The sequence below is a fragment of the Aeromonas sp. 603079 genome (assembly GCF_049172135.1).
Lineage (GTDB): Bacteria > Pseudomonadota > Gammaproteobacteria > Enterobacterales > Aeromonadaceae > Aeromonas > Aeromonas veronii.
In genome coordinates, this window is the sequence record NZ_JAAKPX010000006.1 from 166,539 (window position 1) to 192,964 (window position 26,426).

A 26,426-nucleotide genomic window follows, 5' to 3' on the forward strand; every position below is an offset into this window, starting at 1 on the left:
AAGGCGGCCATCTTACGCCGCTCATCCTCCGCTGACCATGGTCGCCCCCGAAATGAACAAGGGGGCCGACGGCCCCCGCAATCACACTCAACCCGAGCTGGAACGCCTAGCGGCAGATAAGGGTTCCCGTCTTGCCGGCAATGCCGTCGGCGGCCTTCTCCAGCAAGGTGATCAGGGACTTGCGCCCCGGCATGGAGGTCGCGAACGAGAGCGCCGCCTCCACCTTGGGCAGCATGGAACCCTTGGCAAACTGCCCCTGTGCAATAAAGCTGTTGGCATCGGCCACGCTCAGCTGATCGAGCCACTGCACATCCGGCTTGCCAAAGTTGATGGCGACCTTCTCTACCGCGGTAAGGATGATCAGCATGTCGGCGTCGATAAGCTCCGCCAGCTTGGCACTGGCCCAATCCTTGTCGATCACCGCACTGGCACCGCGCAGGTGATTGCCCTCCCGCAGCACCGGAATGCCGCCGCCACCGACGGTGATCACCACCTGACCGGCGGCCAGCATCGCTGAGACGGTCTCTTTCTCGATGATATCGACGGGTTTGGGGGATGCCACTACCCGGCGATAGCCGCGACCGGCATCCTCTTTGAGCCGCTCGCCCTTGGCCATCAGCGCCTCGGCCTCTTCCTTGCTGAAGAAACCGCCGATGGGTTTGCTCGGGTCAAGGAAGGCGGGATCGTTTTTATCTACCTCAACCTGGGTCACCAGAGTGGCGACCGGCTTGTGGATGCCGCGTTCAAGCAGGGCCTCGCGCAGGGCATTTTGCAGGTCATAGCCGATATAACCCTGACTCAGGGCCACGCAGACCGACATCGGCAGATGGGGGGATTTTGGCTCGTGGCGGGCCGCCACTTCGAACGCCTGCTGGATCATCCCTACCTGCGGGCCGTTGCCGTGGGTCACCACCACCTCGTGCCCCTGGGCGATCAGGTCGGCAATGGTGCCCGCCGTGCTCTGCACCGCCTTCATCTGCTCGGGCAGGTTGTTGCCCAGCGCATTGCCACCAAGGGCCAGTACGATTCTCTGTTTCATCTTGTTATCTCCAGTGATGGGACAAGCCGGCGCGATACCGGCTCACCTTTCGTTGTTCACATAAGCTTGCTGATTTGCGTATTTCGAACGGATTGTCAGCCTGACACCGCGGGGCAAGGCGAGTGCAGATCCGGAGCCAACGCCGGATCAAAGGGCGCTCTGGCCAAAAACCGACCATGACCACGCCGCCCCAGAAACTCGCCGTCGCGAGCGACTATCTCGCCACGACTGAGGGTCATCCTGATCCGGCCGGGGCAATGCATCCCCTCGTAGGGGCTGTAGTCGCCGTTGTCATGCAGCAGTGGGTGAGAAATCAGGGTGTCACCGCGGGGATCCATGATCACCAGATCGGCATCAGACCCCGCTTGCAGGTTGCCCTTGCGCGGCCAGAGGCCAAACAGGCGCGCCGGGTTGGCGCTGGTGAGTGCCACGAAGCGCGACGGCGAGATGCGCCCGCCTAGTACCCCGTGGGAAAACAGCAGCAGCATCCGGTTTTCGACCCCAGGCAAACCATTGGGGCAGCGGCTGAAATCGCCCCCTGAGAGGGTCATGCGCTGGGCGTGAGAGAAGTTGCAGTGATCGGTCGCCACCGTGTCGATGTCACCCGCAGCGATACCGACCCACAGCTTGTCCTGCTCGCGGCGCGAGCGCAGCGGCGGGCTCAGCAGATAGTCGACCCCGTTCTCCTTGTAATAACACTGCTCATCGAGCAGCAGATATTGCGGGCAGGTCTCGACCCAGACCGGCTGGCCCTGACGGCGCGCCAGTTTCAGATACTCCAGCCCCAAGCCATTGGAGAGATGGACGATATAGAGTGGCGCATTGCCCGCGAGCCCCGCCAGATTGATCATCCGGGCGATCGCCTCCGCCTCGCACTCCAGTGGGCGGCTTTGCGGGTGATACCAGGGTTCATGGTGACCGGCGGCGAGCAGGGCCGCACGGCGCGCCGCGATGGCGGCATCGTTCTCGGGATGGACGGTGGCGAGCGCCCCCACCTCCTTGAGGCGGGCCAGCGCGCGCAGCACGTCGTGATCCCCCAACTTGTACTGGTAGGTGAGATAGAGCTTGAAGCTGCTGATCCCCTCCTCCTGAACCATGGCGGCCATTTCGTGGAGGATAGCGTCATCCACATGCTGGACAACGCCGTGAAAGCTGTAATCGACCACCGCCTGATCGGCGGCATAGTCGTGATAGCGGGCCAGCTGGTGATGCAGGTTACACCCCGCCGGGCCAAATCCCATGTGATCGACGATGGTGGTGGTGCCACCACAGGCGGCAGCACGGGTACCGCTAAAAAAATCATCGCAACTGCGAGCAATGCCAACATCGATGTTGAAGTGGGTGTGGACATCGATACCGCCAGGCATCACGTAGCAGCCGCTGGCATCGATCACGTCGGTCTCGCCATCGGGCTGGATAGCGGCGGCCCGCGCTCGGATCACCCCGTTATCGATCAGCAGATCCTGACGATATTCACCCTGTGCATCGACCAGCACACCGTTTTTGATCAGCCGTTTCATCCCCACCACCTCGAACATCACTTCAAACAGCAAAGCCCCGCCTCAATGGAGACGGGGCACTTGCAACAGCCGGGCGGTGATGAGAGTTACCACCCGGCAGACCCCTTACTTGTCCAGCTCGGCCAGATAGAGCATGGGGATCACGGCGTACATGGCGGCGCACTTGACCAGATGCTCTTTCCAAGTCTTCTCGTTCGGGGCGTGGGCCTCCGGCTCTTTACCCGGGCCAAAACCGATGACCGGAATACCGTGGCGGCCCATGATGGAGACCCCGTTGGTAGAGAAGGTCCATTTGTCTACCACCGGCTCCTTGTTGAACAGCTCGCGATAAGCCTTGGAGAGGGTTTTGACGGTGATGTGATCCTCTTCCACCTTCCAGGTCGGGAAGTAGCACTCGGTCGGGTAGACCAGACCGGTATAGGCCGGACGATCGTACTGGTACATGGAGACCTCGGCACCGGCGGCTTTTACCGCAGGCAGCGCGCGGATCTCGTCGAGCGCACCTTGCCAGGTCTCGCCCCAGGTGAGGCGACGGTCGATGGAGACGGCGCAGCTGTCCGCCACGGCGCAGCGGCTTGGCGAAGTGAAGAAGATCTCGGAGACGGTCAGGGTGCCCTTGCCGAGGAAGTCGTCGTTGCCGAGGTTGTGGCTGAGTTCCTGCAATTCGCCGAGGATCGGGCCCATCTTGAAGATGGCGTTGTCACCGCGCTCCGGCGCAGAGCCGTGGCAGCTGACACCCTGAACTTCAACGCGGATCTCCATGCGACCACGCTGGCCACGGTAGATCTGGCAGTCGGTCGGCTCGGTACTGACCACGAACTCGGGGCGGATCTTGCTCTGCTCGATGATGTACTGCCAGCACAGACCGTCGCAGTCCTCTTCCTGTACGGTACCGGTCACCAGCAGGGTGTACTCGTCTTCCAGACCCAGATCCTTGATGATCTTGCCTGCATAAACCATGGAGGCCATGCCCCCTTCCTGATCGGACGCACCGCGGCCACCGATGATCTCGTGATCTTCCATCCCCTCATAGGGGTCGAAAGTCCAGTTGGCACGGTTGCCGATACCGACGGTATCGATGTGGGCATCCATGGCAATCAGGTGCGGACCGTGGCCGATATAGCCCAGCACGTTGCCCATGGGATCGATCTCGACCTTGTCAAAACCGACCTTCTCCATCTCCTGCTTGATGCGCAGCACAACGCGCTCTTCATCGCAGCTCTCGCTCGGGATGGCGATCATGTCGCGCAGGAACTGACTCATCTCGGCCTTGTACTGGTAGGCCTTCTCCAACACCATTTCAAACGGAATTTGCTTGCTCATTGTGATTCTCCATAACAACTGAGAGTGCGCGGCCTGTTCGTCGGCAGCGCCCTGTGCCCGTTACCGCGCCCCGTTGGCGAGGCGCGATCAGTTCTTTAATTCGTGGTGGCTTACTCGCTGGCAGGGTGTTTGCCTTCCCACACCACTTCCCGGTAGTGGGTCACATCGGTGTCCCCTTCGGTGTTGATGATCAGCACCACGGAGTCGCGACTTAGCCCGAGGCGCGCCATCAGCGCCGCGCGATCCGGGTGGTGACGTACTGCCGCCAGCACGCCGGTACCGACCGAGCCGGACTCACCGGAGATGATGCGCGGATCATTGCCAAGGGGGTTGCCGAGCACTCTCATGCCCAATGCCGACACCTTGTCGTGACAGGAGATGAACTGGGTGGTGCAGCTTCTGAGCAGCGGCCAGCCGAGCGGATTGGGTTCACCGCAGGCGAGACCGGCCATGATGGTGCGCATGTCGCCCCCCACGTTGACCATCTCCCCCGCCACACCGGAGCGGTAGATGCAGTCGGCCTGATCCGGTTCGACCACGATACTGTGCAGGTTTTTCGCCCCGAAGCAGTCCACCAGATAACCGAGCACACCGCCCGCCAGCGCACCAACGCCAGCCTGCAGCAACACGTGGGTCGGCTGCTTGATGCCCATGGCCTGCATCTGCTCGACCGCTTCGTCGGCCAGGGTGGAGTAACCCTGCATGATCCAGGTCGGGATCTTGGTGTAGCCCTCCCAGGCGGTGTCCTGCACTATGTGCCAGCCGCGCTCTTCGGCCATCTTCATGGTCAGGCGCACGGTGTCGTCATAGTTCATGTCGGTGACGATGCACTCAGCACCGAGATTGAGAATGTGATCCACCCGCTCCTGGGCCGAGCCCTTGGGCATGTAGACCACCGCATGCTGACCCACCTGTTTGGCGGCCCAGGCAACGCCACGACCGTGGTTGCCATCTGTGGTGGTGGCGAATGTCATCGGCTCCTTGATGGTGCGTTTGATGAGATCGAAGGAGAAATCCTCGATGGCCACCCCGTACTTTTCACAGAGCAAGTTGGCGATGGCATAAACGCCACCCAGCATCTTGAAGGCGTTGAGGCCAAAGCGCTTTGACTCGTCCTTGACCAATATATTTTTCACCCCGATATAGGCGGCCAGATCTTTCAGGTCGCACAATGGGGTCGGTTCATAACCGGCCAGTTTTTTATGAAAAACGCGAGCCTTTTGTGCTTCGGCGCGAGAAAACAGCGGAGATGGCTCGGCGGTAAAAAAGCGGTTATCGGCAATATCCATCTTCAGCGAAAATTGGGACATGCTTACCTCACTAGGCGTTACCTGACAAAGAGCTGCCTCGCCGGGAGATCCGTTATTCAGATACCACGGGGAGAAAACTCGAAATAATGAATTCGACAGTATGGGCAGGATGAATATTCACCCTGCCCTGCCGTTATTTATTTCACCCGCTTTTGCGCCTCTTTAATCAGATTTTCCAGAGTTTCTGCCGGGGCGGAAAATTTACGGGCCATGATCATGGCGGCGATAATATAGGGCTTCCAGCTCGCCTCTTTGTAAGTGTCGATACGGTATTTCTCGAATACCCCTTCGGTCACTTCGCCCTCTTTGCAGGAGACGCCGGAAATATCGGCCGGTAGGCAGTGCATATAGAGCGCCTCGCCCCCCTTGGTGAGCTTCATCATCTCCTCAGTGCAGTGCCAATCCTTGTGCTTGGCGTTCTGCTCAAGGCAGTGTTTCTCCAGCTCTTTGAGGCCGGCGTGATCATTGGCGCGCAGCAACTCGGTGCGCTGCTCCATCACCTTGTAGGGGGCCCAGGACTTGGGATAGACGATATCGGCATCCTTGAAAGCCTCTTCCATGGAGGTGACCTGACGGAAGCTGCCGCCGGAGGCCTTGGCGTTCTCTTTGGCCACTTCGATCACATCCGGGATCAGGTCATACCCTTCCGGGTGGGCCAGGGTCACGTCCATACCGAAACGGGTCATCAGACCAATGATGCCCTGGGGCACGGAGAGCGGCTTGCCGTAGCTGGGGGAGTAGGCCCAGGTCATCGCAATCTTCTTGCCCTTGAGGCTCTCCAGGCTGCCGAAGTGCTCCTGCAACCAGGCGAGATCAGCCATGGACTGGGTCGGGTGATCAATGTCGCACTGCAGGTTGACCAGCGCCGGACGCTGGGGCAGCACTCCCTTCTCGAACCCTTCATCCAGTGCGGCGCCCACTTCGCGCATATAGGCGTTACCGGCACCGAGGAACATGTCGTCACGGATCCCGATGGCATCGGCGCAAAACGAGATCATGTTGGCGGTTTCACGGACGGTTTCGCCATGGGCGATCTGGGATTTGCCCTCATCCAGATCCTGCTGGGCCAGGCCGAGCAGGTTCAGGGCAGAGGCGTAAGAGAAGCGGGTTCGGGTGGAGTTATCGCGGAAAACCGAGATACCGAGCCCGCTGTTAAACAGTTTGGTGCAGATATTTTCGGCGCGCAGGGTCTTGAGGGATTCGGCCAGTTTCAATACCAGCTCCAGCTCCTGAGGCGTTTGCTCCCAGGTCAGCAGAAAATCTTTTTCATGCAGGTTGGATTTGAGTGCTCTGATCTCTTTGATTAATTCGTTAACTGCTTTCATCGTTCGCCCCAATCATTGGATGAGATATGGATAGCTCCCCTTTCACTCACGATGTCACCAGCATCCCGGTTGTGGGTGAGCGCGTCGGTTAGCGTCGATATGAGGCAATCAATAACCGTGCCAAACCAATAAAATGCAGGCAGATATTAATAAATGGCAAAAGTGTGTGATGCCACCCACAAAATCAGCGGCTATTTCAGCGATTTAATCCATAAAAAGGTGAGCGGATCAGCCAAGCCATAAAATAGCCGAGTGATAATAATCAGAGGCGATATCTCGGCATCGGTGAGAATTATCATCAAAGGTCAGTTTCAGGGGCTGAAATGATATCGACGGGGCTGTTGTTATCATTATGATAATGCCCGCAACACCTTTTCTCTTGGAATGATCTCTCCAGCGTTGACACTGCTGCTATCTCGCTTCCCCTGCACTCCCGTATCGCCTCTCGCCTTATCTTCCGGCCACATCGCTGGGCGCGGTTGGCCCAAGGAGCTAACGTGAATACGCCAGCTGCGCATCTGTCTCGGATGCTCAGAAGAGCCCGACGTTCACTGCCACAACTGCGCGGAAGAACCTGCATGACTTACATCTTTGAGGGATTATCTATGTCCAGGAATGCTGCTCTGCTCATCACCCTGACCCTGCTCGGGATCGCCCCTGCCTACGCCATCAGCGCCAAATATGCCGAGCAACTGGAGCGATCCGGTTGTACCCAGGTTACCGAGGCGCAGGGCTGTGACATTCACAAAACCAAAGCGGAAAATGCCAAGGCGGGATTTGGCGCGGCCGCCCCGGCCGCGAAGGGCGGTCTGAATCTGAGCTATGAGCAGAAGCTGGAGCGCTCGGGCTGCACTCAGGTGAGCGAGCTCAATGGCTGCGATATCAACAAAACCAAGGCTGAGAACGCAGCTGCCGGTGTTGGCAATGCTCCGGCCGCGGCAACCAGCGCCAGCCCCTATGCGGGCAACTGGATCGCCACCTTCCCCCAAACCGGCGCCACCGTGGCCAATATCCGCATCGATGGCAAGGATCAGGTGTGGGTCAACGACAAGAAGGTCAATGCCAAGAAATCAGATGGCGCGCTGGTGTTCAAGGATGGCATGGTCATCTACACCATTCAGGGGGGTCGCCGCATCAAGGGTGAAGATGGCTGGGTCGATAATGATGCCGGCACCAAGGGGCCCATCAAGGCCAAGTAAACAGCTGACCACGAAATGACGGGGAGAGCGGGCTCCCCGTTTCACCCCTGATTGCCCATCGCGTCCAATGACCAGCTCCGCCAGTGAGGGGCCAGAATCAATACCTCCTGCTCCAGCCAAGTCCCGTCTGTGATCAGTTTCTCAAGCCAGGGAACGCCTGCCGGCGTGCCATGACCATCAACCTGCTCAGCCTGCATCGTCACACGCCAGGGCACCTTGCCACTGTCCGTTGCAAAGGTGCGCACCGGACGGGCGTAGTGATCCAGATAAGGCCGCAGCTCACAGGGAAGCCATAGCATGGCCGGTCGATTTAGCTCACGCGCCAGCTCGATGGCAATATCGATACCCCGTTGATCGAGATCGCCAAAATGGGCCCACTGCACGCCCACAGGCAGCAGCGGGATCAGCTGTTTGGCCAGGGTGGTATTGCGACCGGGGACAAAGAGCAGCAGTTGCCCGGGTTGCAGCGGGTAGTCGACAAAGGCCCCCTTGTTCTCCACCGTAATGATCCGCTCCCCCTGCCAGCCGATGGCCGCCAGCGTGTCCAGAGTCCGCTCCGGCAACGCCAACTCTCCCAACAACGCCATCATTGCAGTCATATCGTGCTGCTGACCCTGCAGATCGACCAGTGAGAGCGGTTCGAGGGTACGGATGCGGATCACCTCATCCTGCGTGAGCGACAATTCCGCAAGCAGTGGCGCGGCAAGGGATGCTGACCGCGGATGCTTGCTGTCCCCCTGCCAAAGGGCATAAAAGCAGGCCTGATTGAGCCGTGCAGGCAAACTCACTCCCATTCGTTGCAGCTGCTCCCCCTTGTCCGGTTCGGGGGGCGCAGCCCGTGCCAGTTGTCCGGTCAGATAAGTCCGCCCCGCGTCGGTCAACGCATAATGAGCACCTCGGCCAACCGGCTTGATCCCCGCCACTGCCTGCAACAGATCCTTCAACTCGCGGCCATGCCGACTCTCAAGGGAGCAGCCCTTTCCGTTCTGGCTATCGAGCAACCATGCACACAAATCCTGTACCCGCACCTCATCAAACAGCGACATCATCACTTCTCCATGTGGCTTCATATGACGAAGTAGAGGTGATTTTCCCTGTCATTACCGTGACCGGCTTCGCAAGCGGTTCTTATCAGCCCCGCCATGCATGGCCCGTTACTGGTAAACCCGCCACAAAGGGCGCAAGCTGGTTTGATATAGAGATACGTTGCGCTCTTCGCGACACGACAACGAGACACCCGCTTTCACAAGGGCTTGCCATGACCGACGCCACAGACCCATTGCCATCCTCTTCCTGGCATCTTTCGGATATCCGCGAGCTGGCGCACCTGCTGACTCTGGCGCTGCCCGCCGCGGTAGAGATCACCGAAGCGGTACATCAGGCGGTACTGAGCGGTATGGGGCTCAAGGGACGGGATGAGGGAAAAACAGCCGGGATCACCGGGCTGGTCTACAAGGGGGTACATGGCACCGCCAACACCCTAAGCAGCGGTATCAACCAACTACTCAGCAGCCTGCCAGCCACACCGCCGCCCCACCAGATCCCCGAAACCCCGAAACGTGCAGCCCTGATCGCCACGCTCAACGGCATGTTGGGGGACAAGCTGGTCGAGCACCACAATGCCCTCGCCACCCCCATGACACTGCGCTATCAGGGCAAGCCCCTCGATTGGCAAGCGATGCCAAAGGATCTACCCCGCGAGGGACGGGTGCTGCTGATGATCCATGGCCTCTGCATGAACGATCTGCAGTGGCAGACCGAGCATCAAGGCAAGCCGGTCAATCACGGAGAGCAACTTGCCAACGCGCTTGGCTATCAGCCTCTTTACCTGCGCTACAACTCGGGCCTGCCCATCGCACAAAACGGGCAGCAACTTGCTCTGTTGCTGGAGCAGTTGCTCGCCCACTGGCCGGGAGAGCTCAAAGAGATAACGATAATGGGCTATAGCATGGGGGGACTGGTTGCACGCAGCGCCTGCCACCATGCCGGCGTGGCCGGGCTCACCTGGCCTGCGCACCTTGCCAACCTGATATTTCTCGGCACACCACACCACGGCGCACCGCTCGAACATGCAGGTCACTGGCTGGAACAGTTGTTGCCCGCTACCGCCTACTGCGAACCCTTCGTCAGACTGGCGCGGCTGCGCAGTGCAGGCATCAAGGATCTGCGCCACGGCAAGGTGATCGATGAAGTGGCCCAACCCGAGCCCGCCGTGCCCTTGCGCGATCCCCGCGTTCCACTCCCCTTACCCTGCAGCGTCAACTGTTATGCCATCGCCGCGACCACTGCCGCCAAGCGCAGCCTGCTGGCCGACCGGCTGATTGGCGATGGACTGGTGCCGCTACGCAGTGCCCTCGGTCAGCACAACGAAGCGCGCCATCAGCTGGCTTTTCTTCCTGCCCATACCCTGATTGTCTATCGCACCAGCCATATGGCCCTGCTCGCCAACCCGCAGGTTGGCCAGCAACTGCTGCGCTGGCTCAGCCCCTTGCAGTTATAGCGAGCTGGCTATTAAAGCAACAGAATGCTGGTTCACACAGGAGCCCTGTGGCACTCTGGGACGTCAAAGGGAAGACCCACACTGACACTTGATGTGTCCCCACTGCAAAGGAGCGCCACCGATGGCCAAAGCAAGCAAGAAAGAGATCAAGAAGAAGATCGCCGCTCGTCTTGAGAAAATTGCCAAGCATGAAGGCAAGATCAAGAAGCTGAAGAAGGCCCTGAAGTAGGGCCCACCGCATAAGAAAAACCGCCAATAGGCGGTTTTTTCATCCCCCTTTCGCCCCTTTACCATCTTTTGATACCAATGGCCTTGATGTAAACGCCTCAAGCGCACCTCAGCAGAACAACCCGACTGAAGCCACGCACGTTCTCATCGCTGATATTTGGTCTAACAGCGCCAATCGGGCGCCGCGCGCGCCCATGCCAGCAACTACCTTCAACGGAGTGTTTGATATGAGCCAGCAGTGGAGCGCCATATGTACTCTTACACCCTCACCTTCAAGGAAGATGTCGATCGCCTGACCGCCCCCGAGCAGGAGATCACCTTGCAGAGCCCTGCCCAGGCGGGGGATTTTATTATCCTCTCCGACGGCAGCCGCCATCAGGTGATGTTTGTCACCCACCGCGCCCACTACAGCAGCCTCTATCTCGATAAAGGGGTCAGGGTGCCACAGAGTTAGTGGCTATCTCCTTCAATTGATGGGGCTGAGTGAAATATTCACGCCGTTGACATAATAATCATCGCATCATGTCAATGTTCCTTTATCTCTATCACGATATATCTGAGGAAGCGCGATGAAAAAATACAACATTGTCTTATATCAAATTCAATTTATTTAGCCACGAAAAAGCAAATCATACATCACAAAAACGAACCACCATCACTCAATATAATTGACCACACCCTTGGTGCGTTATAACAATTACTTTGCTGAACATATTTATTCGCAAGTCATTATTAGTGATGGAGTTATCACAATGAATAAAGTTATCTTACCCATAGCATTAATTACCTGTGCCACGCTCGCTCACGCAGAGTCCAGCACTATTATCAACGGTCTGGATTTTGGTCCATTAGCTCAGTTGGCTGGCACATGGAAAAGCACCGATGCTGGTGGTGTAGATGTAGCACCCGGCCAGGAGGGTAGCAACGTTGGCAAAGGGGGGCCGGCAGTGGAACCCTTTTACGAAGTCATTACTTTTGAACCGGCTGCCGATGCTAAAAATGCCAGCGAACAATATCTGGTAGCCATGTATTACAAACAGGAAGTATTCAGAAAAAGCGATAATGGGAAATTTCATGACCAACGCGGTTATCTGATTTATGACAAGACCAATCAGCTTGTTTACAACTCATACTGTATACCTCGTGCAGTCTGTGTGGTCACTGAAGGCAAAGCGGGTAACAAAATCGAGTTCAAGACGGGCAAGCGCGGTATTGCGGAAAGTAATTATATGACCATTAATGATTCCACCACGGATTTCTCGATGACTCTGGACTTCTCAGAGAAAGATCTCCTCAAATACAGTCAAACCACCAACCTGATGGTGTATGGCAAGCCATTCGCACACTCCGATAGTGCATCCCTGACCAAAACCAATTGATGTTTCATGGCCAAGGTATTCATTACCTTGGCTTTTTATATTCGTCGATAATCTATCCTGATGGCATCCCTATCCCACTCGGGATTGAGCACACCGGCATACCAGAGTGTCAGAATGACATCCATCTGATTGTTATGCTTTACAACCTTGCCGCTCTTACAGGCCGAGATCACTTCCAGCCATAACTGCTCGGGATTGATCGGTTTGGTAATATCCTTGTGTGACAATAAATCAATGGCAGCCAACACATATGCTCTGGTTTTGGTCGCAGCTACATAATGAACTGGCATGATGCAACTGATACAACCAAGACTGCAAAGAGTCAAAAAAGTTACCTTTGGATTATTTTTGAATTTTCCTGTACTGATATCACCACCAAATGCTTCAGCAATAGCCATATCCCAGGCGGTGGCATGCCCATAATTTTTCTGCACCATCAGATGAACAGCTCTCAGCGCTGCACCACCATATTTACCATAGATAATCATCACTAATCCTTCCGTTTGCCCCATAGTAAGGCCGAACAGGCGAGATAAGCTAAAATAAATATCAATCACGATCATCGATTTTTTCCATTGATAACAAATCCATTTTTAGCTGAATGAAATATTGATCCATATCAATGTTATATCTTTATCTACCGAAAGGCTGACTGGTCGATGTCAGCCTTCCAATATCATTCATCAACATCTATTTTCGTGTATAAACGGGTTCACCCGGCCTAGAGCACCTCTATTTTTACTTTGATAATCCCGTCGCGAATATTGCCAATGGTACTAAAGGCCGATTTGGAGAGATCGATAATACGCCCGCTTTTAAAGGCGCCACGATCATTGACCTTGACTACCACGCTCTTGCCGTTGGCGAGGTTGGTGACCCGCACCATGGAGCCGAAGGGCAATTCCATATGGGCGGCGCTATTGAGGTTGTTGCGATAGATCTCGCCGCTGGCAGTCTTTTTGCCGTGATAGCGGTCGGCATAATAGCTGGCATAGCCGGTCTCGCTATAGCCGCGCCAGCTGCCGCCGTGGCTCTCGTCATAACGGCTGCTACAGGCCGCCAGCAACAGGTAAAGAGATAACAGCAGCCCTTTCTGGATATGTTGCACCTTTCCCCTCTCCTCTCTTCTTCTTTCCACTCTGCGCTATTTTTGCATCTTCGATGCTGCCGGTGACGCTTGCGACACGCTTGCAGGCGGTAGATCTCACCTTGCCATAGCTCCAAGGCACTCACCATGTTACTCGCCTTGTTGTCAGGCAGCAGCGACCGTGCGGCTACTTTGCCATATCTTCCATGTAAAAAGGGAGGCAAATGCCTCCCTTTCAACTAGTTACCGGTCATCCCTTGTCGGGATGGGCCAGAGACTTCTCAGGCAATCAGCTTGTCGTCGGCAAAGCCGAAGCCACGCAGGCCCACCACATGCACATGCTCGTGCTTGCCCTGCACCTTGCGGATGAGCTTGTAGGTGGTGCCCTTCTCCGGGCTGATGTTCTCGGGCGCCGCGATAAGCAGCTGCATATCCTGCCGCTCGCACAGCTCGAACAGGGTGGCGATGGATTTGCCATCCAGACGGGCCGCTTCGTCGAGGAACAACAGGCGGCAGGGGGCGATATCCTTGCCGCGCAGACGGCGGGACTCCTCCTCCCAGCTGATCAGCACCATCAAGAGGATGGCCTGACCGGTACCGATCGCCTCGCCGGTGGAGAGCGCGCCGCTCTCGGCACGCAGCCAGCCATCGGCCCCGCGCTGCACCTCGATCTCCAGCTCCAGATAGTTGCGATAGTCGAGCAGCACGTCGCCCATCACCTGATAGCTGCGATCCCCCTGCTCGATCTGAGGATTGAGGCGCTGGAACAGCTTGGCCATCGCCTCGGAGAAGCTGAGCTCCTTGTCGGCGAACAGATCGTTGTGCATGGCGGTTTGATCGGCCAGCGCCGTCAGCAGACGGGTGTGGGCCTCGCGGATATTGACGTTGAGGCGCACCCCGCGCACCAGACCGAAGGCAATGTTCTGCAAGCCCTGATTGAGCACCCGGATGCGGTTCTGCTCGCGGCGGATGATGTTGGTGATCTTGGCCGCCACTTCGTGGGAGGAGAGCGACAGATGGGTTTCCCGCTGCTTGAGCTCGTCAGCCAGACGGGCCAGCTCGATCTCCATCTCCTCGATCGCCTCGACAGGATCATCGGAGCGGATGATGTCGTTGCGAATGCGATCCTTGAGGTAACGGTAGACCTGCACGTAGAAGGCCACCTTCTGCTCGGTGCTACGGTTGCCCTCAGAGAGACGCAGCGCATCGCGCAGGGCCTCGTCGTGGGCCACTGCCACCCGCAGGGCGCCGAGGGCCTTGTCCGACATGGAGCGCAGCTCGTCGCTGTCTAGGTACGCCAGCTCGCGCTTGTTTAAACGCTTCTCGACGTCGGTCTCCCGCGCCAGCCGCACCACCCGCGACCAGCTCGCCTTGTGGCCCACCAGAGATTTACGGGCGCTGTAGTAATCCTTGCCTTCGAGCTTGAGACGACCGCCAAGGGATTCGATCTCGCGCTTGGTGACCTGCAACTGGGCCTCGGCGCTGGTGCGACGGGAACGGGTGCGGATCAGCAGCTCTTCGATCTCTTTCTTGTGGGCGCGCGCCTTCTCTTCCATGTCATCAGAGAGGGTCAGCCCCATGGCCGCCAGCTCCTGCTCGAACTCGGTCAGGGTCTGGCGCTTGGCCTCGACGCTGGAGTTGAGGGCGGTGCGCAGTTGTAGCGCCTCGGTGTGGCGCAGGGCAATCTGCTTGTGCTGCTCGCCAGCGGTGCGGGCGGCAAGCTCGGCCGCTTTCAGCTTCTCTTTGAGTCGCTCGCTCATCTCGGAGGCCTTGCCCAGCAGGTCTTGCGCATCCTGATAGGCAAAGTGTGGCAGACGGGCCACCAGCTGATCGAGGGCGTAGCAACGGCGCTTCTGCTCGGCCAGCTGGTCGCTCACCTCATCATAGGCTGCCTGCAGCGCGGCCAGATCCTGCGGATCCTGACGCAGCACCTGCACCATGGTTTCCAGCTTCTCCAGCGACTTGCCGTGTTTGGCGATAAAGGCTTCGGCCTGTTTCAGGGCTTCAACATCGGCGTGAGCCGCCTCGAGGCGGGCCGCCAGCTCTGTCTCGGCAAACAGGTGAGCAAAGGGCAGCATGCCCTGCACCAGCTGGATATGGCGAGTCAGCTGGGCGCCGGCAGCTTTGGCCTCGGCCAGCTGCTTGTCGCACTCACCGATGGCACCTTGCAGCGCGCGCAGTTCGGCCTGCTTGGCCTGCACTTCGGCTTCGGGGTCGGGGCGGAAGGCGATATCCAGATGCTGGCCGATAAAGTCGCGGAAGTGACCGTAGAGACGGTGGTACTTCTGCTGCTCAAACGCAGCCTTGGCGTAACCCTCGATCAGCCCTTCGCGCTCAAGGTCGAGCTGCTCGATCCGTTTTTCCCGGGCGGCGCGACCAAACAGCGGCAGCTCGGGGTAGCGGGAGAAACGCACCTGACGCTTGCTGGTGCGCACCAGCACGGCGTCCCCCAGCTCATCGGCTTCCACCAGATCCTCGTCAAAGGAGTCGGGGTTGCCCTGAATCAGGTAGATATCTTCCGGGCAATCTTCCAGCTTTTTCAGCCGCTCGATGGCGCCCTCAAGGTCGAGCACCACCAGGGCGCTGCGAGCCGGGCCGTAGAGTGCGGAGTAGTAAGGGGCATCGTCGATGGAGATGTCGTCGTAGACATCGGAGAGCAGCACGCCCCCCACCTGCTCGGCGATGCGAGCCAAGCGCGGATCCGCCTCCCCAGCGCCCAGCTGCAGGTTGCGAATTTGCAGCTCCAGCGCCTGTTTCTGCGCCGCGATGCGGTTGCTCTCCTGCTCGAACTCGCGCTCCTTGTCGAGCACTGTCTGCATACCGGCCGAAAGCTCTTCGGCGGTAGTCAGCGGTAAACCGCTCTGCTCGCGCAGCTGCTCGAGCTTTTCAAAGGATTTCAGCCAGCGCGGCGCCAGCTTGGTCAACTCCGCAATATCACGGCCGAGCTGGGTGCCCTGATGCTCGAGGCTGGCGCGGCGCTGGTTCACCTCAGCCTGCTGCTCGGAGAGCTCCTCCTGACGGGTGCGCTGGGCTTCGAGGAAGATCTCCAGCTCATCGCTGCTGGCAATCAGCTGGCCAGAGGCCTGCTGCAGCTCGTCACGCAGCTTGAAGAGACTCTTCTGGCTTTCGCTCTCTTTCTCGAGGCGAGCCAGCGCGGCGCGCAGCCCCTGCCCCTGGGCAATGCGAGCCTTGTCTTCGATGTGACGCTTGAGCAGCGCCTGGGCGGTGGGCCAGGCGGCCTCGCGCACTGTTTCCGGAGCGATGCTGAGCAGCAGCGCCAGCGCCGCTTCGTGCTCGGCCACTGCCGCCTTGGCCAGCGCCAATTGCTGTTCTGCCCCCAGCACCCGGCTGGTGAGGCTCTGCTCGGCGGCGCGGAACTGGTGCAGGGTGTCGCTCGCCTGTTCGGCGGTGAGCCCCGACAGCTCGCACTGCTCGCGGGCAGCCTCCAGCGCCTGCACCGCCTGACGGTACTGGATGGCGCGGGTCTGCTGGATATCGAGCGCCTGCTGGTAGTCGGCCAGCTGGGTCTTGAGGCTGTCTACTTCTGCCTGTGCCAGCTCCTTGCGCTCTTCCACTTCCAGCAGCTGGCCGTGGATCTCCTCCACCACCGCCTGCTGCTGTTCGAGTTTGTCAGAGAGATCCGCCAGATCGGCGCGGTACATCTCGATCTTCTTCTGCAAGCTGACAGCCGCCATCACCTTGGCCAGATGCTCGGAGGCAGACTCCAGCTCGTCGGTCAGCAGTTTCTCGCGGTTGGTGAGCTGCTCCACCTCGTCGGCCAGATAGATGGCGCGCTGCTTCTCTTCGGCCAGAATGCGGCGCTTGTCGGCCAGCTCCTGGCGCGCCTTGAGGGCCAGCTCGGAGAGGCGGCTCTTCTCGGCGGCGTTGCGCACATAGTCGGCAGCCACATAGTGGGTGGTTTCGGTGATCAGGTTCTTGAACAGATCCCGCTGCCCCTGGGTTTCCTTGATCGCTTCCAGCGTGCGGCGGTTTTCATAGATGGCCGCCTCCATGTCTGCAAACGCCTTGCGCACGCCGGAGTTCTCCGGCAGCAGGTATTCGCGCAGGGAACGGCTGATGGACGAGGAGATGCCGCCGTAGAGGGAAGCCTCGATCAGGCGGTAGAACTTGCCGCGATCCTTCTGGTCACGCAGCTTCTTCGGGGTGATGCCGAACTCGAACATGAAGTTGTGATAGTCGGTCACCGTATTGAATTTGGCGACTTTCAGCGCCCCCAGCTCGGCGGCCGCTCCTTTCAGGTCGGTAAAGGCGCGCACCCGCCCCTTGCCGCCATCGAGCTTCTCCAGCAGCAGATCGGTCGGCGCCAGATTCTCCGGCACATCCACCAGCGCAAACGGGGTGATGTTGACCTTGTTGTCGCGGTTGGCCACCTGTTCGAGGTGAACGCCGACCCAGATCCGCTGTTCGCGGCTGTTCATCACTTCCAGCAGGGAATAGCAGTGGCCGCGCTGCAGCTTGCCGTAGAGCCCCTTGTCACGGGAGGCGCTGCTCGATCCCGCTTCCGTGGTGTTGCGGAAATGGAGCAATGACTGGTCGGGGATGAGCGCCGCGATAAAGGCCGCCATGGTGGTGGACTTGCCCGCGCCGTTGCCGCCGGAAAGGGTGGTAACCAGCTGGTCGAGATCGAAGGTCCGGGCAAAGAAGCCGTTCCAGTTGACCATGGTCAGGGATTTGAACTTGCCTCGCACCGGTTATACCTCCAGATCCAGTTGTTCTTCATCGAGATCCGCCTCGATGTCATCAAAGAGCGAGTCGCTGCTCGGCATTTCGTCGTCGTGGAAGATGGCTTCACCCTCCTGGATCATCCGCAGTTGAACGGCGCGCGGATCTTCATCGGAACGCACGTCGGCGGCGAAACGGAACACCGATTCGTTGACCCGGAATTTATCCCCGTTGCCAAGGGCGGTGATCATGCCAAGGCGGCGCAGACGGCGCATGGAGGTACGGATCTTTTCGAGCAGCTTCTTCTTGTCGAGATCGGTACCGCCGGAGCGGCTGTTGACCATCCGCAGCAGCTGCTTCTCGTCGGCGAGGCTCAGCACCTCTTCTTGCAGCTCGGCCATGGCGAACACCCCTTCCGAGGCGAGACGATCCGGGCTCAGGTAGAGGTAGCAGAGCACCTTGCCCACCAGCATATCGAGCTCGGAGAGCACAGTGGTGCCGATGTCGGAGCTCGGGCGCGGACGCAGGTAGAAGAAGCCTTCCGGCGCCTTGATCAGCTCCACCTGATAGCGGCCGTAGAAGATCTCCAGTTCGCTGTGATATTCGACCAGCGCCGAATGCTGCTCAAACTCGTCGGCACTGATGTGGCGGCCGGAGCGCAAGGCGGTGTCGATGCGCGGAAACAAGGGGTTGGCAATCGCCTCTGCGAGCCGCAGCGGCAAGGGAAACTCAGTATTGATCAATGACATAGGCCTGAACCTTGGATCCAGCTTGGTTAATGGGTTTCCATGCGGGTTGGCGATGCAGCTCGCGCTCGCCGCTGGCATGGCCCAGGCGCACGGCCTGGTCGATCAGAAGACGCGCCACATCGAAGTGGGCATGAGCCGGGTAGTCCAGCAGGTATTCCCGCAGCACGTCGGCCAGATCCAGCTGCTGGCCCTGCTCGGGGTAGCGGGCCAGATAGCGCTCGATACGCTCGGCCAGCTCCTGGTTGATATCCACCATCTCGACATACTCCATCTCGAGGGGCACCTCACCGGTTACCTCCTCGTCGTGGATAGCGATGGTTTCGTCGCGCAGCTCCAGCAGACGGGGCTCTTCGGCCACCCGCAGCTGCCAGTTGTGTTGCTCGAAATTGCGGATGGACTCGCGCAGCCGCTGGCTGAAGGCGCGGTTCTTGTCCATGTCGATGGCGTTGCGGATAAATTTGTGGACGTGTCTGTCGTAGCGGGACCAGAGCTCGATGCACTGCTGACCCCAGCTGGTGATGACGTCAAGACGACCTTGCAAGGCGTGAGTCAGCTCCTCGACGTGGAACAGATCGTCGCGCCCCTGCGCCGCTTCCTGAATATTGAGCAGCCCCGCTTGCAGACGGTGGCCGGCAGCGTCCAGGGTATCCTGCAGCTCGCGCAGGGTCTGGCCGGTCTCGTGCAGCAGCTTTTCACAACTGTGAATGGCATCGACCCAGTTCTGGGTCAGCAGGGCCGCGATCTCGCTTTTGACCTGATTCTGCTGCTCATCCATGGCGCGCTGGGTGAGATCGATGCGCCCCAAGGTCTCTTCCAGCGAGAAGGTGAGGCGCGGCAGCACCTCGGCATCCCACTGCTCGCGGGTGTTGGTTTCAAGCGCCGCCTTGCGGGCGGTGTCGAGCTCGGCAGCCAGGTGCTCGAGCAGAATGGAGAGCTTGATGGAGTCAACCTGACGCTGATCCATAAAGAAGTCGACGATGCTCACACCCAGACGCGACAGGCGGTAGAGGCTCTCCCCCGCCACCATGTCGGTGTTGAAACGCGACAGCAGCTGCTGACGAATGAGATCGTTGATGGCGTTGTTGGCGCGACCGGTGAGGGTCTCGTCCATCTGGCCGAAGGCGCTGCTGACATAGCCAAAGGCATCGTGCAGCGCCGCTTCCGACAGGTCCGACTCATCTTCGGACAGGGTCTTGATTGCAATCAGAAAGGCCAGCCGGTCGGTCGGCAGGCTCAGCGCCAACCCCTCCTGCCTGACCCATCCCACCATCTCTGGCAGGGTACGGGATGTACTCATCATGATGTTGTCATCTCGTTGTTGTATTGGGCGCAAAATCATGCGCGCGGCTACATCCGGTAGCATCGAAAACATGGTTCACATCGACGTGAACAGCGAGCAATCAGCTGGCCGGCTTCTGGGCCATCACATGGATATAGCGGCCGAGGGCGACAAAAGGCTCCTGACGGCAATATTGCTGCTCCATGGCCAGCAGATCGTCGAACTTCTCCACCTGATCCTGCTTGTGACGCATATAGTCGTGGATGACCCGCACCCCCGTCTTGCCGATGATGCGCAGCCCCCCGCGACCAATCCAGTCATAGACCAGCTCCGGCAATTGGGGATTGGTGGGCGTAAGCGCTGTCTGCCGCTTCTTGCGAAGGCCAAGGCGCACATAGTCAAAATTGCCCACCACCAAGCTCTGGAACAGCAAGCCATGACGGTTGTAGAAAAGCAGCGACAGTATGCCCCCGGCATTGACGAAAGGGAACAGACCCAGCAAGGTCTGGCGCGGCTCGGCGAGCCACTCCAGCACCGCATGGCAGAGCACCAGATCAAAGGTACCGGTCACGTGTTGCTTCAGATCCTGAATGGGGCAATGGATGAGACGGATTTTGTCTTCCAGCCCCTTCTCGGCGATCTGGCTGCGGGCCAGTTCCAGCATTTCTGCTGACAGATCGCACAGCTCCACCTGATGGCCCATGGCCGCCAGCTTCTGGGCGAAATAACCAAACCCGCCCCCCGCATCGAGGATGCGCAGCGGTCGGTTGCCAAGGCGGGCCAGGCAGGCTTCGATGTCGCTCCAGACAATGGTGGTGCGGATGCGCCCCTTGGTGGAGTCGTAAATGTTGCGGGCGAACTTGTCGGCGCGCCCGTCAAAACTCTGATCGTGCTTCAAGGAGAAACTCAACATTAGCGCCACAGGGTTGTGGCCATCCCAAAAAAGAGAGGTATTCTGTCACATCCCGAATTTGCTGAAAACTCAAGGAAGTGTCTGTCGTGTTTGTGCTCAAAAAGTGGCTGGGTCAGCTGTTGATGCCGCTCCCCTTCTCCCTCTCCCTGCTGCTGGTCGCCCTGCTGCTGCTCTGGTTCACCCGTTTTCAGAAAACCGGCAAGCTGCTGGCCACCCTCTCGCTGCTCATTGTGGCGCTGATGGGGATGCGGCCGGTGAGCTATGAACTGGCCCGCGGGCTGGAACAAACCTTCCCGCCATTCGAGGTGAGCCAGCATCCCAACATCGACGCCATCGTGGTGCTCGGCAATGGCCATGTCAGCGATCCGGCGGTGCCCGAGCGCTCCTGGCAAAACAATATTGCACTGGCTCGCACCCTCGAGGGGGTACGGCTGGCCCAGGCGTATCCGCAGGCAGAGCTTGTCTTTTCGGGCTATGTATCGGGAGATCCCCTCTCCAATGCCGAGGTCAATGCCCGGATGGCCGAGAGTCTCGGCATTCCCCGCGCGCGGATGACGTTGTTTGAAAACAACAAAGACACTCATGATGAGGCGGTCAGTATCAGTCGCCATCTGAAAGGAAAAGAGGTGGCGCTGGTCAGCTCGGCCACTCATTTGCCGCGTGCCATGGCCCTCTATCAGGGTCAGGGACTCAAGGCCGTGCCAGCCCCCACCGACTACACCGCCAAGCAGAGCCAGGTACCCCAGCCCCTCTACAGTTATTTACCCAAAGGGCGTTATCTGATGTATTCCGAAGCTGCCATCCACGAATGGATTGGGGTATGGTGGGCTCGCTTGCGGGGGCAGGTTAACGAATGAGCGATCAAGCGTTTCATTCCTGATTTGGATCAGGAAAGCGAAAAAAAATTACGTCATTTACCGCCGGGTCAGCTATCTTGGGCTCGGTTCAATTCATATAATGTCGCGCAATCAAATGCCTAGGAGATATACAAGATGAGACAGCACCTGGTAATGGGGAACTGGAAACTGAACGGCACCAAAGCTTCTGTAGAAGCTCTGATCAAAGGACTGACCCCGGCTGCTGCCGCTCATCCTTCTGTGCAAGTCGCCGTCTGCCCGCCGGTTATCTTTTTGGGTCTGGTTGAGCAACTGACCGCTGGCAGCAAGATTGCCTACGGTGCCCAGAACGCTGACGTTCACGAGTCTGGTGCCTTCACCGGCGAAAACGCCCCCTCCATGCTGAAAGCCTTTGGTTGCACCTACTCTCTGGTCGGCCACAGCGAGCGTCGTACCCTGCACGCAGAGACTGACGACGTGGTTGCTGCCAAGTACGAAGCGATCCAGAAAGGCGGCCTGATCCCGGTTCTGTGCATCGGTGAAACTCTGGAGCAATTCGAAGCCGGCGTGACCAAGAACGTGGTTGAGACCCAGCTGAAAGCCGTTATCGACCGTTGCGGTATCGCCTCCTTCAACAACGCCGTTATCGCTTACGAGCCGGTATGGGCCATCGGTACTGGCAAGACTGCCACTCCGGAGATCGCTCAGTCCGTTCACGCTCACATCCGTCAGTACCTGGCCGGTTTTGATGCCGCTGTTGCTGCCAAAGTACAGATCCTGTACGGCGGTTCCGTCACTGGCGCCACTGCAGCCGACCTGTTCGGTCAGCCGGACATCGACGGTGGCCTGGTCGGTGGTGCGTCCCTGAAAGTGGACGACTTCTCCCAGATCATCGCTGGCGCTGCCAAGTAATCGTTGATTACGGCAAAGAGAGGGGCTCGTCCCCTCTCTTGTATCGCTTTTCCTATGGTGGCCCCCGCATCCCATATGAAAGCCGATATAGTAAAAGTGGCTTGTCTATTTAAACATTCGTATTTGACAACTCAGATCCAGAGGCACTCATGACCAAACAAATCAAACGTATTGGTGTTTTGACCAGTGGTGGCGACGCACCGGGTATGAACGCAGCCATTCGCGCCGTGGTTCGCGCCGGTTTGCATCATGGCCTGGAAGTTTACGGTATTTATGATGGCTACCTCGGTCTGCACCAGGATCGCATCGTCAAGCTAGAGCGTCACAGCGTCTCCGACGTGGTGAACCGTGGTGGTACTTTCCTCGGCTCCGCCCGTTTCCCTGCCTTCAAAGACCCCGCAGTGCGCGCCGAAGCGATCGAAAACCTGAAAAAACACGGTATCGATGCGCTGGTCGTCATCGGTGGTGACGGCTCCTACATGGGTGCCAAGAAGCTGACCGAAGAAGGTTTCCCCTGCATCGGCCTGCCGGGCACCATCGACAACGACATCGCCGGTACCGACTTCACCATCGGCTTTGATACCGCCCTGAACGTGGTTGTTGACGCCATCGACCGTCTGCGCGACACCTGCAGCTCCCATCACCGTATCTCCGTGGTCGAGATCATGGGCCGCCACTGTGGCGACCTGGCCATGTCTGCCGCCGTTGCCGGTGGTGCCGAATATGTGATCGTGCCGGAAGTAGCCTTCGACAAAGAGAAGCTGCTCAAGCAGATCAAGGAAGGCGAAGCCAAGGGCAAGAAGCACGCCATCATCACCATCTGCGAGCACGTTACCGACGTGAACGCCCTAGCGAAAGACATCGAAGCCCTGACCGGTCGTGAAACCCGCGCCACCATCCTGGGTCATATCCAGCGTGGCGGAGCCCCGACTGCTCGTGACCGCATCATGTCCAGCCGTATGGGTGCTTACGCCGTTGAGCAGCTGCTGGCTGGTCACGGTGGTCGCTGCGTCGGTATCCAGCGCAACGAGCTGGTACACCACGACATCATCGACTGCATCGAGAACATGAAGCGTCCGTTCGATCAGGAGCTTTACAACCTCTCCACCACCCTGTTCTAAGCCTCGCGGCTTTTTACCGGCTGTTGATGACAAAAACCCTCCATCGGAGGGTTTTTTAATATCTTACAAAAACGGGGGCATCGACACGCTGTGTGGCCCTCACCATACGGGTTGCCTGATTCCAACCCTTGCGCCATCTGACTGATCACTAGCCTTCCTCTCCTCACAGCAACCGGCTTCAGCCTACGAACAGAGTTCCGGTATTGTCGTGGATGTTTTATCACTGCGAACCGGATTGCGTTGATCTGCACTCTGTCGACCCTGAAACGAGCTTGTTCGGCCTCCTCGTCATACGCCGCTTTTTATGTCTCAATCTTGCAGAAGGGATTCAGATATCTCACCCAACCATGCTCCGGCGCAGCTCTCGTATTGCACTCACATGACTCACGCAGATGTACCGCCCACGCAAATCGCTGCTCGCACCCAGCCCAGCCAGAGGATACGCCTCTGGCCTATTGCGCACCTCACTCTTGCTGCGGCCATGTCTATACCGAGACCGACGGGAAAATTGGCGGTTATAAAACAGCCAGCTGCTACTCTGTATCCCCCCGATGCACCGCTCTCCTCCCTATGAACCCAGTATATTGCTGTAAAAATGCGGAGACTCCGGACTGATAAAGTGATGGTAAGACAAGGGCTGGCAACCAGATTGTCTCCATAGACTTCTTTTGGATGAGCTATCTACGTCAGGAATCGTCAAACTATGGCCTTACACACTTTTTATGGCCTCAATGGCACTGTTGCAAGGGTGAAAACTTATAAAACGCCACTAAAGCTCCATAAAAGACCCACCACCAAGCCAACCAACATCTCAACAACCAATTGAATTTAAATGAAATAATCATAAAAACAGAATCTTGAATGCCTACCATGCCAGAGCAGGTGATAAAATCAGCTCAATATGACAAAAACAGCCATTTCAACCAACCTGAAACATAAAATGGCTATTTTATCAATTTACACCTTGTTTTACCCCCTTGTTATGGTATCTTGACTACATCAACCAACAACTTAGGGAGAGAAAAATGAAAGAGTTTGTCGTTACTGCCGTTTTCACGGTGTTTTTCACCCTGGTTGCTGTCTCTCTGCCCTCACTGTCACAGTTCTGAGCCGGATAGAGAGGCATCAATCCGGACCGACCCTCTTTGCCATGTCTGTTTAATCGCCACCAACTGGCGCTTTTCAGTAATAATGCCGAGATGGTCAACATAGATATGATTTCATCACGTTGACGCTGTTTCTTTCGCCACAAGGGTGTAACCAGGATGGTTTAACCATATGGCTTGATGGAGTAGAACCAGCAGCAAATCATATCCGAGGGGAGCGAGGCTCCCCTTTTTGTTACCCGCCGTTTGACAATCCCCTACCCCGGCATCTACAACAGGCCGGTTAACGCCATACGGCCCATGCCCACAACTGATGTTTTCCCCTCCTGTGCTATCCATTCAACACAGCTAAATCCGTCAGCAATCTCTTGTGCACACCTTTGCTCTGATGCTTGTCCGGCAGATATAAAAAGCCCCCGCCATCATGGCAGGGGCTCGCGTTACGCAGTGTCAGCTCAGGGCTGTTATATCTCAGTCCAGCTCAAAGCAATTATGCCTTGTTCCAGCGCTCTGGGTCATATTCCGGGCTAAAGCGGTCAACAATGACAGCACAGGCCGCATCGCCGGTGATATTGAGGGAGGTGCGGATCATGTCGAACAGACGATCCAGCGCGAACAGCAGCGGCAACCCTTCGATGGGGATCCCGGCCGCCAGCAGCACGGCAACCACCAGGAAGCTTGGGCCCGGCACACCGGCCTGACCGATCGCCCCCAGAGTGGAGGTCACAATGATGGCCGCCCAGGCACCGACGCTCAGATCGATGTTGTAAACCTGCGCGAAGAAGATGGCGACCAGACCGTAATAGATGGCGTTGCCGCTCATGTTGATGGTGGCCCCCAGCGGCAGCACGAAGGAAGCGGTCGCGTTGGTCACTTTCAGATCATGCTCGCAGGTCTCCATATTGACCGGCAGGGTCGCCATGGAAGAGGCGGTGGAGAAGGCCACGATCTGCGGCTTCTTCATGGCAGAGAGGTACTTCATTACCGGCGTATTGGAGAACATCATCACCAGCAGCGGATAGACCACGAAGCCGAAGATGAGGATGGCAGCCACATAGACCACGAACAGCTTGAGTACCAGGGTCAGCACATCGAAGCCATAGGTACCGATGGCTTCCGCCATCAGACCGAACACCCCGAGCGGCGCGATGATCATCACCTTGTTGATCATCCAGACGAAGGCATCCACCAGGGTATTGAGCCCATCGACCAGTGGCTTGGCCCGCTCGCGCGGCTGTTTGGCCAGCGCAATGCCGAGGAACATGCAGAACACTAGGATCTGCAGGATGTTCGCTTCGTTGAGGGAGTTGAAGACGTTGGTGGGGATCATGCCAAGCAAGGTGGCGACTGCATCCGGCAGCGCCCCTTTATCGGCGTAGTCACCGCCAAACATGGAGGCGACGGAAGCGAAATCGACCCCGACACCCGGCTTGAAGATCTGCCCCATCACCAGCGCCAGCAACACGGCCAACGCTGAGGTCACGAGGAAGAAGGCCAGCGTAGCCGCACCGATCTTGCCCGCAGCCGGGCTGGCGCCCAGATTGGCGGCGCCGGAGAGGATGGCAACAGCCACCAGCGGGATCACCAGCATCTTGATCAGCTGGATAAACAGGGTACCGAGCGGTGCAAACACGGTGGCTTGTTCACCCATGAACGCGCCGACCACTGCGCCCAGTACCATGGCGACCACAACCTGGAAGCCGATGTTTTTAATGAGTCCTTTAGTTAACACAATATGTTCCTTTATGTAGCAAAATTCACACTTTTCCCAGTGCAATTAACCAAACAGGGGAATGAGCGGCTGCCCATTCCCCTGTTTGCGCGTGTTATCTCACATTTAATTGCTGTTTTAAATCAGCAAATCATTAACCTTGGCTATTAATAAGTTTGCGAAAAAGTGAAGATTCAAAGCGGTCT

20 protein-coding genes are annotated in these 26,426 nt (G+C 57.9%); 7 read left to right on the forward strand and 13 right to left on the reverse strand.

Features of this window, described 5'->3' with window-relative positions; all coding sequences use genetic code 11:
- Nucleotides 1-106: 106 nt before the first annotated feature.
- From arcC to ygeW, 5 genes are all read right to left on the reverse strand, one after another.
- Nucleotides 107-1,039 (reverse strand): carbamate kinase, encoded by a 933-nt coding sequence (gene arcC / locus G5287_RS06150; RefSeq protein ID WP_421231031.1) that lies wholly within the window; start codon nucleotides 1,037-1,039, stop codon nucleotides 107-109.
- Nucleotides 1,040-1,134: 95 nt separating this feature from the next.
- Entirely contained in the window at nucleotides 1,135-2,559 is a 1,425-nt protein-coding gene (gene hydA / locus G5287_RS06155) for a dihydropyrimidinase (RefSeq protein ID WP_421231046.1), read from the reverse strand.
- A gap of 105 nt (nucleotides 2,560-2,664) precedes the next feature.
- Complete coding sequence (locus G5287_RS06160) at nucleotides 2,665-3,882, reverse strand: YgeY family selenium metabolism-linked hydrolase (protein WP_421231032.1); 1,218 nt, start codon at nucleotides 3,880-3,882, stop codon at nucleotides 2,665-2,667.
- 110 nt (nucleotides 3,883-3,992) lie between these two features.
- Nucleotides 3,993-5,192 (reverse strand): diaminopropionate ammonia-lyase, encoded by a 1,200-nt coding sequence (dpaL, locus tag G5287_RS06165; protein WP_421231033.1) that lies wholly within the window; start codon nucleotides 5,190-5,192, stop codon nucleotides 3,993-3,995.
- A gap of 137 nt (nucleotides 5,193-5,329) precedes the next feature.
- Nucleotides 5,330-6,517 carry a knotted carbamoyltransferase YgeW gene (gene ygeW / locus G5287_RS06170; RefSeq protein WP_204479374.1) on the reverse strand — a complete coding sequence of 396 codons (1,188 nt, stop codon included), beginning with the start codon at nucleotides 6,515-6,517 and terminating at the stop codon, nucleotides 5,330-5,332.
- 605 nt (nucleotides 6,518-7,122) lie between these two features.
- On the opposite strand from ygeW, the gene G5287_RS06175 reads away from it, so the two are divergent.
- Complete coding sequence (locus G5287_RS06175; RefSeq protein ID WP_421231034.1) at nucleotides 7,123-7,716, forward strand: hypothetical protein; 594 nt, start codon at nucleotides 7,123-7,125, stop codon at nucleotides 7,714-7,716.
- A 41-nt stretch (nucleotides 7,717-7,757) separates the two neighbouring features.
- Here the strand turns inward: G5287_RS06175 and G5287_RS06180 are convergent, their stop codons facing one another.
- Nucleotides 7,758-8,762: a Wadjet anti-phage system protein JetD domain-containing protein gene (locus tag G5287_RS06180; RefSeq protein ID WP_421231047.1), complete on the reverse strand. Its 1,005-nt coding sequence runs from the start codon at nucleotides 8,760-8,762 to the stop codon at nucleotides 7,758-7,760.
- Nucleotides 8,763-8,974: 212 nt separating this feature from the next.
- Here G5287_RS06180 and G5287_RS06185 point away from each other — a divergent pair, with 212 nt between their 5' ends.
- The 3 genes from G5287_RS06185 to G5287_RS06195 all read left to right on the forward strand — a co-directional run bounded on the left by G5287_RS06185 (nucleotide 8,975) and on the right by G5287_RS06195 (nucleotide 11,823).
- The gene (locus G5287_RS06185) at nucleotides 8,975-10,216 is read left to right on the forward strand and encodes an esterase/lipase family protein (protein ID WP_421231035.1); all 1,242 of its coding nucleotides are present in this window, start codon (nucleotides 8,975-8,977) and stop codon (nucleotides 10,214-10,216) included.
- A gap of 478 nt (nucleotides 10,217-10,694) precedes the next feature.
- Nucleotides 10,695-10,898 carry a hypothetical protein gene (locus tag G5287_RS06190; RefSeq protein WP_005352285.1) on the forward strand — a complete coding sequence of 68 codons (204 nt, stop codon included), beginning with the start codon at nucleotides 10,695-10,697 and terminating at the stop codon, nucleotides 10,896-10,898.
- A gap of 298 nt (nucleotides 10,899-11,196) precedes the next feature.
- Nucleotides 11,197-11,823 carry a heme-binding beta-barrel domain-containing protein gene (locus tag G5287_RS06195; protein WP_421231036.1) on the forward strand — a complete coding sequence of 209 codons (627 nt, stop codon included), beginning with the start codon at nucleotides 11,197-11,199 and terminating at the stop codon, nucleotides 11,821-11,823.
- 35 nt (nucleotides 11,824-11,858) lie between these two features.
- Here G5287_RS06195 and G5287_RS06200 read toward each other — a convergent pair whose 3' ends face one another.
- The 6 genes from G5287_RS06200 to cmoM all read right to left on the reverse strand — a co-directional run bounded on the left by G5287_RS06200 (nucleotide 11,859) and on the right by cmoM (nucleotide 20,519).
- Nucleotides 11,859-12,386 (reverse strand): DUF6979 family protein, encoded by a 528-nt coding sequence (locus tag G5287_RS06200; RefSeq protein ID WP_421172335.1) that lies wholly within the window; start codon nucleotides 12,384-12,386, stop codon nucleotides 11,859-11,861.
- Between the two features lie 158 nt (nucleotides 12,387-12,544).
- Entirely contained in the window at nucleotides 12,545-12,931 is a 387-nt protein-coding gene (locus G5287_RS06205; protein ID WP_421172334.1) for a septal ring lytic transglycosylase RlpA family protein, read from the reverse strand.
- Nucleotides 12,932-13,191: 260 nt separating this feature from the next.
- Nucleotides 13,192-17,619, reverse strand: a complete 4,428-nt coding sequence (gene mukB, locus G5287_RS06210) for a chromosome partition protein MukB (protein ID WP_421231037.1) — start codon at nucleotides 17,617-17,619, stop codon at nucleotides 13,192-13,194.
- 3 nt (nucleotides 17,620-17,622) lie between these two features.
- Nucleotides 17,623-18,342, reverse strand: coding sequence for a chromosome partition protein MukE (mukE, locus tag G5287_RS06215; protein ID WP_005345759.1), 720 nt, complete (start codon nucleotides 18,340-18,342; stop codon nucleotides 17,623-17,625).
- Nucleotides 18,323-19,642 (reverse strand): chromosome partition protein MukF, encoded by a 1,320-nt coding sequence (gene mukF / locus G5287_RS06220; RefSeq protein WP_120414339.1) that lies wholly within the window; start codon nucleotides 19,640-19,642, stop codon nucleotides 18,323-18,325. Before mukF ends, mukE begins: the two co-directional genes overlap by 20 nt.
- 100 nt (nucleotides 19,643-19,742) lie before the next feature.
- Complete coding sequence (cmoM, locus tag G5287_RS06225; protein ID WP_421231038.1) at nucleotides 19,743-20,519, reverse strand: tRNA uridine 5-oxyacetic acid(34) methyltransferase CmoM; 777 nt, start codon at nucleotides 20,517-20,519, stop codon at nucleotides 19,743-19,745.
- Between the two features lie 101 nt (nucleotides 20,520-20,620).
- On the opposite strand from cmoM, the gene elyC reads away from it, so the two are divergent.
- The 3 genes from elyC to pfkA all read left to right on the forward strand — a co-directional run bounded on the left by elyC (nucleotide 20,621) and on the right by pfkA (nucleotide 23,403).
- Nucleotides 20,621-21,391, forward strand: coding sequence for an envelope biogenesis factor ElyC (gene elyC, locus G5287_RS06230; protein WP_421231039.1), 771 nt, complete (start codon nucleotides 20,621-20,623; stop codon nucleotides 21,389-21,391).
- Between the two features lie 135 nt (nucleotides 21,392-21,526).
- Entirely contained in the window at nucleotides 21,527-22,282 is a 756-nt protein-coding gene (gene tpiA, locus G5287_RS06235; RefSeq protein ID WP_047440675.1) for a triose-phosphate isomerase, read from the forward strand.
- Between the two features lie 149 nt (nucleotides 22,283-22,431).
- Complete coding sequence (gene pfkA, locus G5287_RS06240; protein ID WP_005336840.1) at nucleotides 22,432-23,403, forward strand: 6-phosphofructokinase; 972 nt, start codon at nucleotides 22,432-22,434, stop codon at nucleotides 23,401-23,403.
- Between the two features lie 1,596 nt (nucleotides 23,404-24,999).
- Here the strand turns inward: pfkA and G5287_RS06245 are convergent.
- A complete protein-coding gene (locus G5287_RS06245) occupies nucleotides 25,000-26,241 on the reverse strand; it encodes a dicarboxylate/amino acid:cation symporter (protein ID WP_005360943.1) in 1,242 nt (413 codons plus the stop codon).
- Nucleotides 26,242-26,426: the final 185 nt, after the last annotated feature.